Raw genomic sequence first — 17,414 nt, 5'->3', positions numbered from 1 at the left:
TCTACCAGCCTGTCGGTGTTTGATTCACAGCCACGCCGAGCCTCGACAAGCGTCAGCATGCCGCAGAAAATAGCCGCCCCTGAATGGAGTCCTTAATGCGCGCCCTTTCCGTTGTACTGACCCTGCTGCTCAGCCTGCCCGCCCTGGCGGACGATTACCTGCAGCTGTATCAGGCGGCCGGCTGGCCGCAGCAGCGCATGCACTTCAGCGATGCCCTGCAGGCCGCCCAGGAACGCTACCGCAGCAGTCTGCCGCCGGCGGTGCACCAGGCGCTGGTGAATAACAGCAACCAGCGCTTCGCCGCCGCCGCGGTGGATCAGCGCGCCCAGCAGGGCCTGCGTGACAGCCTCGGCAACCCGGGCAGCGCTTTGCAATTCTTCCAGTCGCCACTGGGGCGCAAGATTGTCGACGCCGAACTGCTAGCCACCCGCAGCGATCAACTGGCGCGCTACGCCAACGGCCTGCCGCGCAGTGAGGCCAGCGCCACTCGTCGCTTGCTGATTCGCCACCTGGCCCAAGCCCTGCCGGCCAAAGAAGCCGGCGCGGAAGTCAGCCTGGCGCTGGCCGGCGTAGCTGCCGACAGCCTTAGCCAAATGCTCCCCGGCCTGCTCGGGGGCGACAGCGCACAAGCCATGCTCAATGGCCAGCGTCAGCGCCTGATGGAACAGATTGGTGCGGATCTGGATAACACCCTGCTGCACGTCTACCGCGAGCTGAGCGATCCGGAGCTGGAAGAGTTTGTCAGCTTTGCCCAGTCAGAAAGCGGCAAGACCTACTACCAGGCCGCACTGGCCGCCATTCGCAGCGGCCTGGCGGTTGGCCAGAGCAGCGCAGCACTAACCCCAGCACCGCGCGGTATCTGATTAGCTCAAGCGCTGGCTAAGAAACTCGAAGTAGCGCTGGCGCAAAGCCGGCGCTTCATTGGCCAGGTGGTGACGCGCCTCGGGCAGACGCAGAATCTGCGGCGCGGCAAATTTGTCCTGCAACACCTGAAGGTTGTGCTGCCAGGCCACGGTCATATCCGCCTCCCCCTGAATGATCAACGGGCTGCGCGCACTGCGCGGCGCCGCCTCGATACGCGGCACCCACTGACTAAGTGCGCCGACCCAGGCAGTTGGCAGATTGCGCGGCTGCAGCGGGTCCTGATGATGGACGAAGTCGATAAACGCCGCGTCGCTGGAGTTGACGCTAAAGCGTCGGGGAATCTCGCTGACAAAATTGCGCATCACCCGGTAACTGAGCTGCGACCAAACCCAGGCCCGCGGCCGCACCAGCGGCGCCAGCAGAATGGTTTCGCCGATCTGCGCCAACGGCTCGCCGGTCAGCAGGTAATCAATCAGAATCGCCCCGCCAGTGCTTTGCCCGCACAGGTGCCAGGGTTGCGGCAGCTCTAGTACGGCGGCTTCAGCCAGCACCGCCTGCAACACCGTCTGGTACTCGGCAAAATCGCCGATGCTGGCGCGCGCGCCGCTGGACAGGCCATGCCCCGGCAGATCAAAGCTCAACACGGCAAAGCCCATGCCCAGTGCCCACTCGACCACATGGCGGTACAGGCCAACGTGGTCGTAGTAACCATGCAGCAGCACCAACGTGGCGCGCGGCTGCTCAGGCCACCAGGCCTGTAGCGCAATCTGGTAGCCGCCCGCCTGCAGCGTGCCCATACGGCTGTGCGTAGCCGAGGTATCGCTGAAGCCGTAAAACTGCCGGTATGCCTGTTCGGCCGGTGACAGGGCAACGGCTGCGGCCAAGGGTCGCAGACTGGCAAGCAGGTTTTCCGGCTGAAACGGCTCTGGCATAAGGCTTCCATCAAACTTACGGGCTAGTCACAGACCATCCAGGGCTGTGCAATCAGGTTGCGGATATTCAGCTGTCGCGCCAGTCATGGCAAGCTGCGCGCCTGTTTGCCGAAGACCGCCGATGACTCGACCCACGCGCAAGACCCTACTCGCCAGCCTGCTGATTCTGCTCTGGGCCGCCGCCATGCTCGCCGCCTACTGGTGGTATGAAGCGCGCTACCTGCGCAGTTTCAGCGAGCAGACCGCGCTGTTCTACGGCGAGCAGCTGCGCCTGCCGGATGAGCTGGCCGGCCCCGGGCCGATCCGTCTGGTGCACTTCTGGGACCCGGCCTGCCCGTGCAATGTCGGCAACCAGCAGCACCTGGCCGAATTGATCGAACGCTTCGACCCCCAGGGCGTGAGCTTCTATGCCGTGCAAAAACCCGGCAGTAGCGGCCAGCTGCCCAGCACCCTCAGCGCCCTGCAACCGCTGGCAGAGCTGGCGGGCAGCTCGCAGATCCCTGCCAGCCCGGCGGTGGCGATCTGGGACCGCAACGGCCAACTGGCCTACTTCGGCCCCTACAGCGAAGGCGCCGTATGCACCTCCAGCAACAGCTTTATCGAACCGATTCTCGATGCGCTGATTGAAGAGCGCCCGGTCAACGCCAGCAACACGCTCGCAGTAGGCTGTTTCTGCGACTGGCAGAGCCACTGACTACTTCAGGCCGTCCGGCGTAAAACGCTGAAAGATCTGCTGCGCCTCGCCGCTGGCCTGCAGCTGTTTAAGCTGCTGATCAAACTGGCTGACCAGACGTTCACCCCGCGCTGAGCCCTTGCTGACCAGCAGAAAGAACTCCTTATTGGCGACCAGTGGAACATGCCGTAATTGTTCATGGCCCTGATAGATACCCAGCGCCAGGCCGCCATATAACGGCTCGATCTCGCTGGGGAAGAAGTCGCAGCGCTGACGCTGCAGCATATCCAGGTTCTGCTGAATGCCGGGGAAGCGCTTGATCGGCTCGCCCAGGCCAAACGGCTGGTAGTTGTAGCCAATCACCCCGCACACCCGATACGGCTGCAGGTTCTGCAGCAAGGCGGGTAACGGCACTTCGGCAAAGCGCTGAGCGGAGTAGAACAGCCCAAGCCGCGTTGCGTAGAGGCGCGCGCTGTAATGCGCGTAGGCCGCACGCTCGGCGTTGTAGCTGGCATCCCAGGTCAGTTCGCAACGGCCCTTCTCAGCAAAATCCGCCAGCTCCTGCTGCACCCGCGCCCAGGGCATGTAGTGCACCTCATAGCTCAGCTGCAAGCGCTGCAGAATCTCCAGCACCAGGGTGCTGGCCGACCCAGTCAGACGGCTGCGGTCCACCTCGCCATCGCTGCGCTGCCAATAGGTGTAAGGCGGCCACTCATTGCTGTCGCCCAGACAAATCTGCACTGGCGGCGCCGCCAGGCAGGGCATCGCCAGCAGCGCCAACACTCCACTCGCCATCATTCGCCACATAACCACTACCTCAGGCCTGTGTAGAAAGGCTAGATCAGTCTGGCCGAGCCATTCCCACAACCGACTGTCGGCGAAAGCCCTGCGGCGTCTCGCCCTGCCAGCGCTTGAACGCGCGGTAGAACGGTGACAGCTCGGCAAAGCCGCAGGCACGGGCCACTTCGCGGATCGCCAGGCCACTGTCGAGCAGGGCCTGGGCGCGCAGACGGCGCACCTCATCGTGCAACTGGCGAAAGCTCTGCTGCTGTTCGGCCAGCGCCCGCTGCAAGCCGCCAACGCTATAACCCAGAGCCTTGGCGCAATGCGGCAGGTCACACAACTGCACGCCCAGATTGACCTCCAGCCAGTAGCGCACGCGGTTGAGCAGCTGGTTTTCCTCCAGCTCCGCCAGCTCCACTTCCGCCTGCGCCCAGAGCACCGCGAACAGCCGTGGGTTAGCGCTGCGCGATGGCCGACCCAGCCAGGCGCGCGGGAAGATCAGTGCGTCATGAGCCTGGGCAAAGCGCGGCAGCAGCCCGAACAAACGCCGATGCTCACTCAGCCGGCGCGGTGCCGGGTGACGAAAATCCAGCCCAGCCAGGCGAAAGCTGCCGTCATTGTTGATGCTGGCGAGCATCTTCTGCAGCAACAGCGCCAGGCACTCCATCTGCTGACGCAGCGAGCCGACACCACGGTAGTTGAGGTCGAAGATCAGTCGCGCCTGCTCGTCATCCAACTCCAGACGCGCAGCAAAGCCTCCGGACAGAATGTGCTGAAAGCGCACAAACCCCTCCAGCGCCTGTCCCAGATCGCGGCTGGCCAGCAGCAGATAACCGACCACATCCAGCGGCCGTGGCTGCATGGTTTCACCCAGGTGCAGGCCGATATCGACATCACCACTGATGCCCGCCAGTGCCTGCCAGAAGCGCGGCGCATTGTCGTGATCCTCGCGAGCATTAAGCAGCGGCGGCGCCAGCACCACGCCCTGATAGGCCTGGCGATAGGTGTCAGTCGGGTCGAGGCCCAACTCCGCCAGCGCCTCATAGAGCAGGCGGCGCAGGGTCGAGGAATGCGTCAGCGCGCTGGCAATGCTGTTATGCGGATCCTGATTCATACACCCTCCTTTGATTGACCAAAGACTTTCACTCCCGCTGCACTTGGTCAATGTCGGCACCGCAATCCGCCCGCACAATGGCGGCGCTGATAAAACCTATAACAAGGAACACCCATGAAACGCACCCTGACCGTCCTTGCCGTAATAGTCGCCGCCACTGCCGCCGGCGCTTACTGGTACCTCGACAGCAAGCAACCGCAACGCGCGGGCGAGCTGAGCCTGAGTTCACTGCAGGCGCCGGTCACGGTGGATTACGACGAGCGCGGCGTGCCGCATATCCAGGCGCAGAACGAGGCCGATATGTACCGCGTGCTGGGTTATGTGCACGCTCAGGATCGTCTGTTTCAAATGGAAATTCTGCGGCGCCTGGCTCGTGGCGAGCTGGCGGAAATTCTCGGCAGCAAGCTGGTCGACACCGACCGCCTGTTCCGCACCCTGGGTATTCGCGAGCACGCCGACCGCTATGCGGCGAAGATGGACATGAACACCCCGGCTAGCCAGGCGCTGCAGGCCTATCTGGATGGCATCAATCAGTACCAGGCCAGCCGTCCGGCACCGGTAGAGTTCGATGTGCTGGGCATCGAAAAACGCCCCTTCACCACCGCCGATACCCTCAGCGTCGCCGGTTATATGGCCTACAGTTTCGCCGCGGCGTTTCGCACCGAGCCGGTGCTGACACATATCCGCGACCAACTGGGCGCCGATTACCTCAAGGCCTTTGACCTCGACTGGCACCCGCAGGGCGTGGTCGGGCAGAACCTCGCGGCCGGCGACTGGCAGGACCTCAACGCCATCGCCGAGCTAAGCCACGCCGCGCTGCTAAATGCCGGTTTGCCGCAGTTCGAAGGCAGCAACGCCTGGGCGGTGTCCGGCAGCCGCACCGCCAGCGGCAAACCACTGCTGGCCGGCGACCCGCATATCCGCTTCGCGGTGCCGTCGGTGTGGTACGAGGCCAACCTGAGTTATCCCGGTTTCAGCCTGTACGGCCATCACCAGGCGCTCAACCCGGTAGCTTCGCTGGGTCATAACCGCGATTTCGCCTGGAGCCTGACCATGTTCCAGAACGACGACCTCGACCTGATCGCCGAGAAAACCAACCCGGACAACCCCAACCAGGTCTGGTACCGCGGCCAGTGGGTCGAACTGCAAAGCCGCGTCGAGCAGATAACCGTCAAGGACGCCGCGCCGGTCAGCCTGACCATCCGCCGCTCGCCCCATGGCCCACTGATCAACAGTGCCCTGGGCGAAACGGTCGGCAGCACGCCGATTGCCATGTGGTGGGCGTTTCTGGAAACCGAAAACCCGATCCTCGACGGCTTCTACCAGCTCAACCGCGCCGCCAGCCTGGAGCAGGCCCGCGCCGCCGTCGAGCATATCGAGGCGCCGGGGCTGAACGTGGTGTGGGCCAATGCCACGGGCGATATCGGCTGGTGGGCGGCGGCGAAACTGCCGCGCCGCCCGGCCGGGGTCAACCCGAGATTTATCCTCGACGGCAGCAACGGCGAAGCGGAGAAAGACGGCTACTTCCCGTTCAGCGCCAACCCGCAGGAAGAGAACCCGGCGCGCGGTTATATCGTCTCGGCCAACTACCAGCCCATTTCGCCGACCGGCATGGAAATACCCGGCTACTACAACCTCGCCGACCGTGGCCAGCGCCTGGATGAGCGCCTGAGCGACAGCAGCGTGAAATGGGACTTGAGCAACAGCCAAGCCCTGCAGCTCGACCCTGGCACCGGCTATCCGCAGCGCCTGCTTGCACCATTGGCCGCCGACCTGCGCGCAGCAGCGGGTGATGCCGGCGGGCAAGCCCTGGTCGAGCAACTGTTGAGCTGGGATGGCCAGCACAGCCTCGACGCCACCGCCGCTACGCTGTTCAACCAGCTGGTCTATCAACTGACATTTGCGGCCATGGCTGACGAGCTGGGCGAAGCCTTCTTCGCCAACCTGCTGCAAACCCGCGTGCTCGACAGCGCCCTGCCGCGCCTGGCCGCCGACGCCAACTCGCCCTGGTGGGACAAGCGCGGCAGCGACGCCGTGGAAAGCCGTGCCGACACCGTCAAAGCCGCCTGGCAGGCCAGCCTTGCCCATCTGCGCAGCACTCTGGGTGACGACACCACTCAGTGGACCTGGGGCAGCGCGCATACCCTCACCCATAGCCATCCGCTGGGCCAACAGCAGCCGCTGGATAAGCTGTTCGACGTCGGCCCATTCGCCGCGCCGGGCGGCCATGAAACGCCGAACAACCTGTCGCAACCAGTCGGCCCGGCGCCCTGGTCAGTGGTCTACGGCCCCTCGACCCGCCGCCTGATCGATATGGCCGACACCAGCAGCGCGCTGGGCATCAACCCGGTTGGCCAGAGCGGCGTGCTGTTCGATAAGCACTACAAGGACCAGGCCGACGCCTATATTCGTGGTGAGTACGTGCCGATGCACCTGGATGCCGAGGCGATCAAAGCCAATAGCCGCAGCCAGCTGATTCTTCGCCCCTAAGCGCCCGGAGCCTGCAATGAAACGCCTGTTATTGGTTGTATTGATCGCCCTATTCGGCCTGATTGGCGTAGTCGTCGGCCGCACATTGCTGCTGCCGCCCGCCGCCTTCAACAACGCACCTGTCAGCCTGCCCGAGGGGTTGGATGCACAACGTGCAGCTGAGAGTTTGGCGGCGGCGATTCGCCTGCCCACCCTGTCGCATCAGGTCGGCACCCCGGCCAGCCAACAGGCTGCCAGCGATGCTGCCTTTGCCGGCCTACGCGAGTGGCTGACGCAGCGCTACCCACGCCTGACGGCAAGCACTGAACAACTGCCCACCGGCAGCCCGAGCATCCTGCTGCGCTGGCCGGGCAAGGACAGCCAACTGCCCGCAGCCCTGTTGATGGCGCACCAGGACGTAGTGCCCGTCGCGCCCGGCACCGAAGAGCTATGGAGCCACCCGCCGTTTTCCGGGGCGATAGCCGATGGCTTTATCTGGGGCCGTGGCGCCATCGACAGCAAAGGCTCGATGGTGGCGATCCTCGAAGCGGTGGAAACCCTGATCGCCCAAGGCTTCCAGCCGCAACGCGATGTGCTGCTGGCCTTCGGTCACGATGAAGAGATTGGCGGCCACCAAGGCAACCGGCGCATCGCCGCGCAATTGCAGGAGCAAGGCAAACGCCTGGCCTGGGTCAGCGATGAAGGCGGCTTTGTGGTGCGCGGGCAAATCCCCGGCGTCAGCCAGGATGTCGCAGTGGTCGGTATCGCGGAAAAGGGCTACGTCAGCCTGACTCTTCAAGCCAACGCCCAGGGCGGCCATTCCTCACAGCCGCCAGCCTTCGATGAAACCGCCATCGGCCGCTTGAGCCAGGCCTTGCAACGGGTAGGCGATGCGCCATTTCAACGCGGCTTCGACGGCCCCACCGGCGACCTGTTGGCCAGCTTTACCCCGGCGCAATCCTTCGGCTATCGATTGATCTTCGCCAACCTCTGGCTGTTCGGCCCATTGGTGGAACAGCAACTGGCCGCCTCGCCAGCCGGCGCTGCACAAATGCAAACCTCATTGTCACCGACCCTGCTGCGCGCCGGCATCAAGGAAAACGTTCTGCCGCCCAGCGCCCGCGCCACCCTCAACCTGCGCATCCACCCACGCGACAGCATCGAAAGCGTGGCCGCACATGTACGCAGCGCCGTGGCGGATGAACAGATTCAAGTCAAAATCATGCCCGCCGGCCGCGAGCCCTCGGCGGTTTCCGACGTCAACGGCGAAACCTACAAAGCCTTCGCCGAAGTGATCCGGCAGAGCTTCAGCAACACCCTGGTCAGCCCCAACCTCACCGTTGGCGGCACCGACTCGCGCTACTACGAGCCGCTGACCGACAACATCTTCCGCTTCAGCCCGCTGCTGATGGAACGCGACGACCTGCCGCGCATGCACGGCACCAACGAGCGCGTGGGGATCGATACGCTGGCCAATGCCAGCGGCTTCTATTACCGGCTGCTGCAGAGCCTGAATAACCCGGCGAACTAGGCCGAGAGCACGCGAGGGGCGCAACGCCCCTCGCACGCGCTGTGGCCAGCACAAAGCCGCAAATGCTGGAAAACGCTTCGTAACTTCCCCCCGGCGCGCGGCCGTCATTTGTAAGGTGGACAACTCGAAGTTTATCCACCTTATGCCCGGCTTGAGCCGTCCAACGGATGCAGGCAGACTGCCAGCAGGACACCGCGACCTAACGGGGCACGATATGGACGTTGTAAAAAGCCTCAAGCCAGGCAAAAACGGCACCAAACGCTTTGTCGAACGCTACGGCGACGACCTGGTCGCCGTGCGCTACCGCCACGACGCGGAAAAGCAAATCAGCTACACCACCGTCGAATTGATCGTCGAACGCAAACACAAACCAGCGAAAACCCGCGCCCATACGCCCAAACAATCAACGGCGTTGGTATTCGTGCGCATCAGTTTTCACGAGAAAGACATGCAATTGGCGGTAAAGCAGGCTGGCGGCAAATGGCAGCCTGAAGAGAAAGCATGGCTGTTGAGTTACAAAGCGGCAGTGCAACTGGGATTGCAAGAACGGATCATCAATAACTGATGGTCACATATGGATACGGGATAGCCAGATTTGGATACTTACTGCCAGCAGTGGCAATAGCGTGCAGATTTGGAAATGTCGTCTAATTATAGTTAGGCACACAAAGCAAAGGAATGCGGGCGCATGGAAAATTGCGGAATCAATAGTTCAAAACCGTGTGTTTCTTGTGAAAGGAATTTGGCGTATTTGAAATCGCAGGCGGGGCAAAAAATCTTAGTTCCGCAATGCCCTACACGCCAGTCATGACATCGAACTGGCGCTGAGGCGCACCAAAATCGCCAAGCAGAAAAAGCACATGAAACAGCACAACAGCATGAAAAAGCCATTTAAAGCAAAAGCACTGTTGGCTATCGTGGTGCAACCACTTGCAACGCCCGGCTCAAGTCCGCGCCTAACAAGTGGTTCAAAACGCTCGCTGCGCTCACTGGGACGGGCTAAAGCCCGCCCCTTAACCAAACGTTAGGCCCTATGAAAAAAATCATCGCAAGCCTCATAACATTTTTTATATTCAATAGCATTGCTTCAGCTCACGAAGACACTTCACTGCCGATAAGTGCCGACGGATCAATATCCGGAATACCTCCAGAGTTTGGGGCTGCAAAGCTAGATATTGAATTTTCCAAAGAAAGTACATCCGCATCTGTTTCTAAACTAGAACTACGCATCGGCGGGAAATCCCTACTATTTCCTACGTGTCTTAGCAGCCTTCTAGAAACGAAAAAAATCAACACTGTAATAGCATCCGGCTCTTGGTATCACGACGAGTCGAATCTTCCGTATTATTTGAGCATCAAATTTCACGACAGCACATACAACCCTAAAACCTGGGTAAATACCGGATATTCGATTTTAGTTAACCTCAGAGAAAACACATTAATAAGCATGAACAAGTATGAAATTCTTGATGGTGGTATGAGTTACCAGGAACCTGAAATCAATCTAAAATCTCAGTGCACAGAAAGTGAGCTTAAGAATTTTCCTTACCATCCAGTAATCTAGGCAAAGCCTAACAAGTGGTTCAAATCGTTCGCTTCGCTCACTGGGACGGGCTAAAGCCCGCCCCTTAACCAAACGTTATGTCTAAGGAGTAGACATGAAAGAATACAGCGTCTCAATGGTTTCCGGCCTTGCTGGAGTTATTATCGGCGCAACTATTCAATTTGGAATAAATTATCAACTCATAGAGAAGCCCAAGCTTCGAATAGAGCAACAAAAAACCGCCATCGAAGTACAGAAGGCAATATCCAGCTTATCCACAAATCTAGAAACATCATGCAGCAATACAAAACTAGATAACTGGACCTGGCATGTAGAGTGTTACGTTACAAACAGAGGAGCGCTACCTGCATCCGCAAAAATTGAAGAAATCTCAATATTTGCGCTCTCTGACAAGAAAAGAACCTTATACAAACAAGATGATATTTTTAGTGTGGTATCTCCAGAAGAAAACTACAGCCCAATCCTAAATCCTGGCTCACGAAGCTATTTTGACTTCCACATAAAATTTAGCGACGAAAAATACAAGGACGGAATCAAGGACTCTACGGCTGGCGTAAACGTCTTATTTGAGTTCGAAACTTCGCAAACAGCACAGCAATATTTAATCAACAGCTTTCCAGAAAGCGAGTCAGAAATTGAGTATTTCTCCAAATCCAAACTAAATTTCATGACCCGTCTAACGGAAATAAAGACATAACAATGCGCTCAACTATCGCTCACTTCGTTCGCTGGACGTCCAAAAGCTGCGCTTTTGGCCGCCCGTTAGCTTAATCGTTAGGCAACCTCCGGAATAATTTTTTCCGTTTGCATCACCCACAACACCGCGTCGCCAGTACATTTTCCATAGTTACTGGCATTATCAAAAGGAGTTGGTTTATGCCGGACAACGTAACAATTAACTTACCAAATCCGACACTAGCATCGGCGGTGCCTGCCTTTTCTTTCTGCGTTGCGGCGGCTACCTTGTCAGACCTGCCAGGCCTAACAACTGGCTCAAATCGTTCGCTGCGCTCACTGGGACGGGCTAAAGCCCGCCCCTTAGCCAAACGTTAGGGTCAGAGCAAAAATAGGAGTACGACGTACATGGATGTCAGGTGTAACTCACTAAACGAAGTACGCGAAAACATCGACAATATAGACCGCAAAATTGTTGCATTACTCGCAGTGCGTGGAAATCTTGTCACCCAAGCAGCATCATTCAAAAAGACAACAAGCGAAGTAAAAGCACCCAGCCGGGTAGAGCAAGTAATTTCAAAAGTCACATCACTTGCACAAGAGCAAGGAGCTAACCCTGCGGTAGTAGAAAGCGTCTATCGTGCCATGATCTCGGCCTTTATTGAGGCAGAGCTTAAAGAGCACTCGCGTGCTTAACGAAGATCGTGGGGAACCCTAACAAGTGGTTCAAGTCGTTCGCTTCGCTCACTCGGGACGGGCTAAAGCCCGCCCCTTAACCAAACGTTAGGCGTAAGAGCAAAGCCATGGTCGATGACCGTGCACCGGAACACAGCAGCCGCATCGCGGCGCCAGAACAGAATCGAGTGGCCGTCTGAAGATAGAGGCCGTTATTTGTGCTCAGCAAGGGAGTTGCTTTCAGGAAATGTGCACATCACAAATAACTTCCGGGGTCGAAACCGACACACCGTGCGCCCCGCCGGTTAAGCTCAGCGCTGGCAGCAAGTCCTTCGTCCGACTCGAAGTCCGCTGCCTAACAACTGGTTCAAGCCGCTCGCTTCGCTCGCTCGGGACCGCGTTCCGCGGCCCCTTAACCAAACGTTATAAGCCAATGCCATGAGCCAGAAACCTACGTACGCCGAAATAGCCCTTGAGTACCAACGAATACTCATTCAAGACCTTGATCGAATATTGGAGCGCCATGGCGTTGATCTAAAGGCGCGACGGAGTATCTGCCTCAGCTATGCATTTCAAACGGGAACACTGCATGACGGAGCAAGGCTTGAGGCCAATGGAGTAGAGTTTTCACCTGAACTAGTCTTTAAACTAATTTCTGGGGCGGTCATCTCAAACACAGAGCGACTGTGTTTCCATGACAATGCAAGTAATTCTGTATTTAACTACTTCGACGCTCAAGAAGGCTTATAACAATGCGCTCAAATCGCTCACTTCGTTCGCTGGGACCGGCTAAAGCCGGACCCTTAGCTTAATCGTTAGGCATATTCAATGAGTGACCGTCATAGCGACATTGATCAAGCCGAAAGAGCTTTTCAAGAAGGGGACTTCGATCTTCTAAAAATAATTCTACCCCCTCTTGTGGAAAAGAATATTCCGGCAGCTATTCGGATTAACTCTAGCTTTTTCGCTCCAGATATACCCGAGGATGAGTGTGAGCGCATGTATGTAGAAGGCATGTTCAAAGCTGCAGAGCTGGGTGATCTCAAAGCCAAGTATCAGGTAGGCGTTTTCTATGACCTCGGCGAATATGGCATACCTCAAGATAAATATCGTGCATCCCACATATTTAAAGAGCTTGCTGAAAAAGGCAACTCTCATTGCATGTGGATATATGCGTGCGAATTAATTTGGGGAAATGGTTCTTTTCAGAAATCCACGGAAGCCGGGTTAAATATTCTGCATAATGCAGCACTAGCTGGTTCTGCTGATGCCTGTATGACAATCGCCCGCTTTCATAACGACGGGGAATTTGGGTTCGAAAAAAATTATTTGCTACGAGAAAAATACAGGCAATTGGCACTTCAGTACGATGACACGACCTATGATCCATATGCCTAACAAGTGGTTCAAGCCGTTCGCTGCGCTCACTCGGGACGGGCTAAAGCCCGCCCCTTAACCAAACGTTATACGCCATGACAATATACGAGTACGACCTCAACGAAATACTTCCTAGAGTTGAAGGGCCGCTGAGAGAGCTTTTAGATGCAGAGCTTTCATGTGGAAATTCGATGGTTGAAATAGCAGGTGGCTGGCCCATGAAAAAAGCCAATATTTGGCTATCTAAGCGCTTCCACAAAAACTATCAAGACCAATACCCGAGTCTAAAATATACATATCTAGGCGACCCGAAAAACTGGATCGAAGAGTATATAGATATCGAGCGTGGTCTTATGGTCGCTGTTTCTGCGTCAGCTGGCGTATAACATATGGTTCAAGCCGCTCGCTGCGCTCGCTCGGGACCGGCTAAAGCCGGCCCCTTAACCAAACGTTAGAGGTAATGCTCATGACCCTTGAGTGCCCAAGGTGCCAGCAAGGACACATAAGGCCAATGCGCATCATAAGTACGCGAGAATTAATTTGGGTTTGTGAAGAATGCGAAGCAAGCTGGGCAAATCAAAACGCCATTAGCAAAAACAGTTTTCAGGACTATGGAACAGCAATGGAATCAAAGGGGCTAAACCATCTCTGGTCCGAACTGGAGCCACAATAATGCGTAGCGCTTTACCTCTAACAAGTCGCTCAAATCGCTCACTTCGTTCGCTGGGACGGGCTAAAGCCCGCCCCTTAGCTTATCGTTAGGCACACAAAGCAAAGGAATGCGGGCGCATGGAAAATCGCGAAATCAGTAGTTCAAAACCGCGTGCTTCTTATGAAAGGAATTTGGCGTATTTGAAATCGCGGGCGGCGCAAAAATCTTGGTTCCGCAATTGCCTTGCACGCCAGTCATGACATCGAACTGGCGCTGAGGCGCTCCAAAATTGCCGAGCAGAAAAAGCGCATGAAACAGCCATTTAAAGCAAAAGCACTGTTGGCTATCGTTGTGCAACAACTTGCAGCGCTTGGCTCCAGTCCGCGCCTAACAAGTGGTTCAAAACGTTCGCTCCGCTCACTGGGACGGGCTAAAGCCCGCCCCTTAACCAAACGTTAGGCAAAGGCTCAATGGAACCCATATTCCAAGACATCCATAAAAACGACAAAGAGATTGAAAGAGCTCATCAACAGTGTGCGAACACAATCAATCACTTCATTGAAATGGTCAAAACAGGGAACGAGTCTACCTATATGGCGAAACTACGTTTTCTTGACCCAGAGAAATCCGAAAAAGAAGGTAAGGATCATATTTTCTATTTGTGGTTATCCGAAGTTTTGTACCACCCAACTACGAATTTACTTTCAGGAGTATTTTTTGAAATCCCTGAAGGCTTTGAAAAGTGGCACCAAAGAGGCCAACGCTTAGGCTTTGATCCAGAGGATGTCTTTGATTGGATGGTAATTGATAAAGGTCATGCTAAGGGGGCATACACCCTTAGGGTATCGAGAGAGCGCTTAGCTACTGAGCAAGAAAGAAAAGAGTTTGACCGTTATATTGGCGTAGCGTCATACGAGTAGCCTACAGTTAATCGTTCACGCCCCAGCCTAACAACTGGTTCAAATCGCTCGCTTCGCTCACTGGGACGGGCTAAAGCCCGCCCCTTAACCAAACGTTAGGGAAGGAGTCCAAATTCGTGTGGGAAGCAATTTTAGGATCGATTGCAGCAAATGCACTGGTGCTGGGAATTTTGGGCTATCTGCTGAAATCGATCTTGTCGCACTGGCTCGACAAAGACATAAGCAAGTTCAAATTAGAAATCGAAGAAAATGCCAATAAGGTAATCGCAAGCTACCAGTCAGAACTAGAAAAAGAACGGATAAGGCTACAAATTTCCTACGGCGGAATATTTGAAAAGCAGGCAAATGCAATCTTGGAGCTATTTACGCTCGCCGTTGAGTTCGAGAAGAGCGTTCAAAGCGCAACCCATCTCGCGGATAACAAGAGCCAAGCTTACGAACAGTTTATAGAGTGCTGGCGCAACTTGGTAGGATTTTATGAAAAGCACAAAATACTAATGCCCGAGTCAATCGAAGAAATATTTGAAAAGTTCAGCAATGGTACATTTTGGAGTGTCGAAGATTACCGCAGAGCTGAACAGCGAATTTCCAGACATAAAATAACAAATGAAGATCTTGATAAACTATTTTCAAGGCAAGACAAGGCACTCGCTGACCTCGATCAATTACCAGCGCTAAAGAAAGAGCTTACAAGCAAGCTTAGATCGCTAGTCGGGGTTCATTAGTATCCTCCCCTAACTAGTGGTTCAAGTCGTTCGCTTCGCTCACTCGGGACCGGCTAAAGCCGGCCCCTTAACCAAACGTTATGTGAATATGCATAGTAAAACAATTGAAAGAATAATTTCTGGTAATACTCAGCTTGCAAAATTCTGGAGCAGTAGCCACGGCTGGGCTCCAAAAGAAGCAGCGGAGCTAATGTCAAAGTCGAGGCTTGACTGGCAAGTCGAATTATCTAAAACATTACAAATATGGAGCTCTCTTGATTCAAAACCAGGAGAGTTAATTTTAGCCTGGGCAAACTTAGGCGCGCTAGTTGAAGGGACTCTCAAGCTCTTTCTTTCAGTCTTTTACCAAGACTACAGCACCGACGAATTCAGCTTAAAAAATAAAGGCAAACTAGTCGACCCAGATGTTTTGGCACTAGAGAAATTAAGACAATTTTTTATAAAAAAGCAGTTATTAGATCAAGATGATTTAGGGCTAATTGAAAAAGTCCAGCAGCGAAGAAATGCTATCCATGCATTTAAGGATCGGCCAATTGGAACCGAGTCCGAATTTTTAGAGTGCGTTAATCTTTATCTTGAATTTCTTGTTGGTATAAACAATCGACTTCCTTATCCCGACGATTGTTACAGACCGCAATTTTAATCACATAACAACTGGTTCAAACCGTTCGCTTCGCTCACTGGGACTGGCTAAAGCCAGCCCCTTAACCAAACGTTAGGCTCTATGTTTACACATATAGAATTCAGCAAACTTGGCAAAAAACTCCTGAGCGATAGCATTAATTTCGAACGCTATCCTGGTCTTTACTATGTAACATACCCACAATTTTCATTTACTGTCCCAGACGGTGAAGAGACTATAAGAATTTCTAGGGCACCAAAAATCTCAAACGATAACGGAATAAAGTTTTGGCTAGCCAGCGAATGGCTTGCTGGCTGGCGTGGAAAAGAGGAATTGTTTTCCTCATATATCACAGATAGCGCCTTTGAAAAAATCACAGAAGATGAGGTGAATCTTGAAATATCCACCCAATGCTCAGGCTTAATTTCGCCACCACAACTGCCAGTTATTGGCGGGCAGAAATTTATAGGGGCGCTAATAATGTACTCATTAAAAACTGAATTTATTATTTCCTTCAACGAGGCAGGACAAAGCTTCAGACAGTAAGAGCTTTCAGAGTATTGACTTGGTTTTTTACTATTTCAGCCTTGGCTGTTCCAGTATTTATCGAGAAAAAAATTGAAGAAAATTTCGATACTGAGTCATTCAAAAACCTTTATCTTCTCCACGTCATACTTATAATAATTTATTTATTTTCACGCTACTTTAAGAAGCAGGCATATGCATCTGCCACTGAATCATAACAACTGGTTCAAACCGTTCGCTTCGCTCACTGGGACGGGCTAAAGCCCGCCCCTTAACCATACGTTAGGTACGCTATTAAAAAATGAGAGCGCCACAAGAATGAAAGGGAAAATTGTTTCATGGAAGGATGACAAGGGCTTCGGCTTCATCAGTCCTGAAGGTAAAAACGAACAGGTGTTCTTCCACATATCAAGCATCAAAAAGGCAATTCGCAAACCCGAAATTGGTGACGTAGTTATTTTTGAAGTGGCCAAGGACTCTCAAGGTCGCCTGAAAGCAACGCATGTGCTACTTGAAGGTATATCACTTGCGAACCCGGGGAGCTCTAAAAAAATAGTCACAGAACCGGTTAAGAAAGACGCACTAGATTATTTTGCATATTCTATTTTGGCTGCACTTCTTGCCATATCACTGGGTCTATTCATAAAAACGGGGACACCAGAGTCAGCCTTGGTTCCCGGTGCAATATTTCTACTAGTTATGTTCTTCATATTAATCAGAAAGAAGCAGCCTGCAAATAAACTGTTCTCATGCTCAAAATGCCGCTTGGTCTCCAGTCACGACGAGAGAACAGTGCTTGCCTGGAATAGAGGGCTCAATAGGTTATATTGCAAATCTTGTCACCAAGCATGGCTGCGCGAACAACCTAAAGAGCAACAAGAAAGCCGAAGCTCTTATGCTTCATCCAAGTCAGGTTGCCTTGGTTTGTTTTTGGTTATTGCTTCCGTTCCGATCATCTGCGTCGTCGGTGCGGTCACATGGATTGTGTAAGCTAAACCTAACTAGTGGTTCAAATCGTTCGCTTCGCTCACTGGGACGGGCTAAAGCCCGCCCCTTAACCAAACGTTAGGAACCGCATGCCTAATAAATCCGCAACCATTAAGTACTTTTTTTGGGTTGGCCTGCTCATATGTTGTGTTTTCTTATTTTTCGCAGGGGCTAACAGAAACGCCTTCTTCTCAATACCAACCGAGGTATTCCCTATCCCGCTAGCTGTTTCGTTAGTCATAACAGCTTATTTACTGAACCTTAAAAACAAATTGTTTAGGTTCTTGATTTGGATTGGGCTACTAGCATCCACGGCATCAATTGGG

The 17,414-nt window shown here is 54.5% G+C and carries 18 protein-coding genes; 15 read left to right on the top strand and 3 right to left on the bottom strand.

Annotation, left to right across the window (positions count from 1 at the left end; translation table 11 throughout):
• Positions 1 to 95: 95 nt before the first annotated feature.
• Complete coding sequence (locus P3C18_RS11950; protein WP_275962078.1) at positions 96 to 863, top strand: hypothetical protein; 768 nt, start codon at positions 96 to 98, stop codon at positions 861 to 863.
• On the opposite strand, the gene P3C18_RS11945 is transcribed toward P3C18_RS11950, so the two are convergent.
• The gene (locus P3C18_RS11945; protein WP_275962077.1) at positions 864 to 1,796 is read right to left on the bottom strand and encodes an alpha/beta hydrolase; all 933 of its coding nucleotides are present in this window, start codon (positions 1,794 to 1,796) and stop codon (positions 864 to 866) included.
• 85 nt (positions 1,797 to 1,881) lie between these two features.
• On the opposite strand from P3C18_RS11945, the gene P3C18_RS11940 reads away from it, so the two are divergent.
• Positions 1,882 to 2,490, top strand: a complete 609-nt coding sequence (locus P3C18_RS11940) for a DUF6436 domain-containing protein (protein ID WP_275962076.1) — start codon at positions 1,882 to 1,884, stop codon at positions 2,488 to 2,490.
• Here P3C18_RS11940 and P3C18_RS11935 read toward each other — a convergent pair whose 3' ends face one another.
• Together P3C18_RS11935 and P3C18_RS11930 are read right to left on the bottom strand one after the other, a co-directional pair.
• Positions 2,491 to 3,276, bottom strand: a complete 786-nt coding sequence (locus tag P3C18_RS11935) for a transporter substrate-binding domain-containing protein (RefSeq protein WP_275962075.1) — start codon at positions 3,274 to 3,276, stop codon at positions 2,491 to 2,493. It abuts the gene before it with no gap.
• A 34-nt stretch (positions 3,277 to 3,310) separates the two neighbouring features.
• Positions 3,311 to 4,366, bottom strand: coding sequence for an AraC family transcriptional regulator (locus P3C18_RS11930; RefSeq protein WP_275962074.1), 1,056 nt, complete (start codon positions 4,364 to 4,366; stop codon positions 3,311 to 3,313).
• 114 nt (positions 4,367 to 4,480) lie between these two features.
• Between P3C18_RS11930 and P3C18_RS11925 the strand changes: the two genes are divergently transcribed.
• The 13 genes from P3C18_RS11925 to P3C18_RS11865 all read left to right on the top strand — a co-directional run bounded on the left by P3C18_RS11925 (position 4,481) and on the right by P3C18_RS11865 (position 17,091).
• Positions 4,481 to 6,856: a penicillin acylase family protein gene (locus P3C18_RS11925; protein ID WP_275962073.1), complete on the top strand. Its 2,376-nt coding sequence runs from the start codon at positions 4,481 to 4,483 to the stop codon at positions 6,854 to 6,856.
• 16 nt (positions 6,857 to 6,872) lie between these two features.
• The gene (locus P3C18_RS11920) at positions 6,873 to 8,366 is read left to right on the top strand and encodes a M20 family peptidase (RefSeq protein WP_275962072.1); all 1,494 of its coding nucleotides are present in this window, start codon (positions 6,873 to 6,875) and stop codon (positions 8,364 to 8,366) included.
• A 214-nt stretch (positions 8,367 to 8,580) separates the two neighbouring features.
• Positions 8,581 to 8,931, top strand: a complete 351-nt coding sequence (locus P3C18_RS11915; RefSeq protein ID WP_275962071.1) for a hypothetical protein — start codon at positions 8,581 to 8,583, stop codon at positions 8,929 to 8,931.
• Positions 8,932 to 9,399: 468 nt separating this feature from the next.
• A complete protein-coding gene (locus P3C18_RS11910; protein ID WP_275962070.1) occupies positions 9,400 to 9,930 on the top strand; it encodes a hypothetical protein in 531 nt (176 codons plus the stop codon).
• A 94-nt stretch (positions 9,931 to 10,024) separates the two neighbouring features.
• Positions 10,025 to 10,627, top strand: coding sequence for a hypothetical protein (locus P3C18_RS11905; RefSeq protein WP_275962069.1), 603 nt, complete (start codon positions 10,025 to 10,027; stop codon positions 10,625 to 10,627).
• Between the two features lie 386 nt (positions 10,628 to 11,013).
• Positions 11,014 to 11,301, top strand: coding sequence for a chorismate mutase (locus P3C18_RS11900; protein ID WP_275962068.1), 288 nt, complete (start codon positions 11,014 to 11,016; stop codon positions 11,299 to 11,301).
• Between the two features lie 807 nt (positions 11,302 to 12,108).
• Entirely contained in the window at positions 12,109 to 12,678 is a 570-nt protein-coding gene (locus tag P3C18_RS11895) for a hypothetical protein (RefSeq protein ID WP_275962067.1), read from the top strand.
• Positions 12,679 to 12,752: 74 nt separating this feature from the next.
• Positions 12,753 to 13,043, top strand: a complete 291-nt coding sequence (locus P3C18_RS11890; protein WP_275962066.1) for a hypothetical protein — start codon at positions 12,753 to 12,755, stop codon at positions 13,041 to 13,043.
• 736 nt (positions 13,044 to 13,779) lie between these two features.
• Positions 13,780 to 14,229, top strand: a complete 450-nt coding sequence (locus tag P3C18_RS11885; RefSeq protein WP_275962065.1) for a DUF2314 domain-containing protein — start codon at positions 13,780 to 13,782, stop codon at positions 14,227 to 14,229.
• A 116-nt stretch (positions 14,230 to 14,345) separates the two neighbouring features.
• A complete protein-coding gene (locus tag P3C18_RS11880) occupies positions 14,346 to 14,954 on the top strand; it encodes a hypothetical protein (protein WP_275962064.1) in 609 nt (202 codons plus the stop codon).
• A gap of 88 nt (positions 14,955 to 15,042) precedes the next feature.
• Positions 15,043 to 15,597 carry a hypothetical protein gene (locus P3C18_RS11875; protein WP_275962063.1) on the top strand — a complete coding sequence of 185 codons (555 nt, stop codon included), beginning with the start codon at positions 15,043 to 15,045 and terminating at the stop codon, positions 15,595 to 15,597.
• Positions 15,598 to 15,678: 81 nt separating this feature from the next.
• A complete protein-coding gene (locus tag P3C18_RS11870; RefSeq protein WP_275962062.1) occupies positions 15,679 to 16,122 on the top strand; it encodes a hypothetical protein in 444 nt (147 codons plus the stop codon).
• Positions 16,123 to 16,419: 297 nt separating this feature from the next.
• The gene (locus P3C18_RS11865; protein ID WP_275962061.1) at positions 16,420 to 17,091 is read left to right on the top strand and encodes a cold shock domain-containing protein; all 672 of its coding nucleotides are present in this window, start codon (positions 16,420 to 16,422) and stop codon (positions 17,089 to 17,091) included.
• Positions 17,092 to 17,414 lie beyond the last annotated feature (323 nt).

The sequence above is a fragment of the Pseudomonas sp. 1928-m genome (genome assembly GCF_029269135.1).
GTDB lineage: Bacteria > Pseudomonadota > Gammaproteobacteria > Pseudomonadales > Pseudomonadaceae > Aquipseudomonas.
The sequence above is the reverse complement of the archived record's forward strand: the minus strand, read 5'-3'. Positions and strand labels throughout refer to the sequence as shown.

Excerpts from the sequence above, each read along its gene's own strand:
- P3C18_RS11950 (WP_275962078.1), top strand. The coding sequence starts at position 96 with ATGCGCGCCCTTTCCGTTGTACTGACCCTGCTGCTCAGCCTGCCCGCC.
- P3C18_RS11945 (WP_275962077.1), bottom strand. The coding sequence starts at position 1,796 with ATGCCAGAGCCGTTTCAGCCGGAAAACCTGCTTGCCAGTCTGCGACCC.
- P3C18_RS11940 (WP_275962076.1), top strand. The coding sequence starts at position 1,882 with ATGGCAAGCTGCGCGCCTGTTTGCCGAAGACCGCCGATGACTCGACCC.
- P3C18_RS11935 (WP_275962075.1), bottom strand. The coding sequence starts at position 3,276 with ATGTGGCGAATGATGGCGAGTGGAGTGTTGGCGCTGCTGGCGATGCCC.
- P3C18_RS11930 (WP_275962074.1), bottom strand. The coding sequence starts at position 4,366 with ATGAATCAGGATCCGCATAACAGCATTGCCAGCGCGCTGACGCATTCC.
- P3C18_RS11925 (WP_275962073.1), top strand. The coding sequence starts at position 4,481 with ATGAAACGCACCCTGACCGTCCTTGCCGTAATAGTCGCCGCCACTGCC.
- P3C18_RS11920 (WP_275962072.1), top strand. The coding sequence starts at position 6,873 with ATGAAACGCCTGTTATTGGTTGTATTGATCGCCCTATTCGGCCTGATT.
- P3C18_RS11915 (WP_275962071.1), top strand. The coding sequence starts at position 8,581 with ATGGACGTTGTAAAAAGCCTCAAGCCAGGCAAAAACGGCACCAAACGC.
- P3C18_RS11910 (WP_275962070.1), top strand. The coding sequence starts at position 9,400 with ATGAAAAAAATCATCGCAAGCCTCATAACATTTTTTATATTCAATAGC.
- P3C18_RS11905 (WP_275962069.1), top strand. The coding sequence starts at position 10,025 with ATGAAAGAATACAGCGTCTCAATGGTTTCCGGCCTTGCTGGAGTTATT.
- P3C18_RS11900 (WP_275962068.1), top strand. The coding sequence starts at position 11,014 with ATGGATGTCAGGTGTAACTCACTAAACGAAGTACGCGAAAACATCGAC.
- P3C18_RS11895 (WP_275962067.1), top strand. The coding sequence starts at position 12,109 with ATGAGTGACCGTCATAGCGACATTGATCAAGCCGAAAGAGCTTTTCAA.
- P3C18_RS11890 (WP_275962066.1), top strand. The coding sequence starts at position 12,753 with ATGACAATATACGAGTACGACCTCAACGAAATACTTCCTAGAGTTGAA.
- P3C18_RS11885 (WP_275962065.1), top strand. The coding sequence starts at position 13,780 with ATGGAACCCATATTCCAAGACATCCATAAAAACGACAAAGAGATTGAA.
- P3C18_RS11875 (WP_275962063.1), top strand. The coding sequence starts at position 15,043 with ATGCATAGTAAAACAATTGAAAGAATAATTTCTGGTAATACTCAGCTT.
- P3C18_RS11870 (WP_275962062.1), top strand. The coding sequence starts at position 15,679 with ATGTTTACACATATAGAATTCAGCAAACTTGGCAAAAAACTCCTGAGC.
- P3C18_RS11865 (WP_275962061.1), top strand. The coding sequence starts at position 16,420 with ATGAAAGGGAAAATTGTTTCATGGAAGGATGACAAGGGCTTCGGCTTC.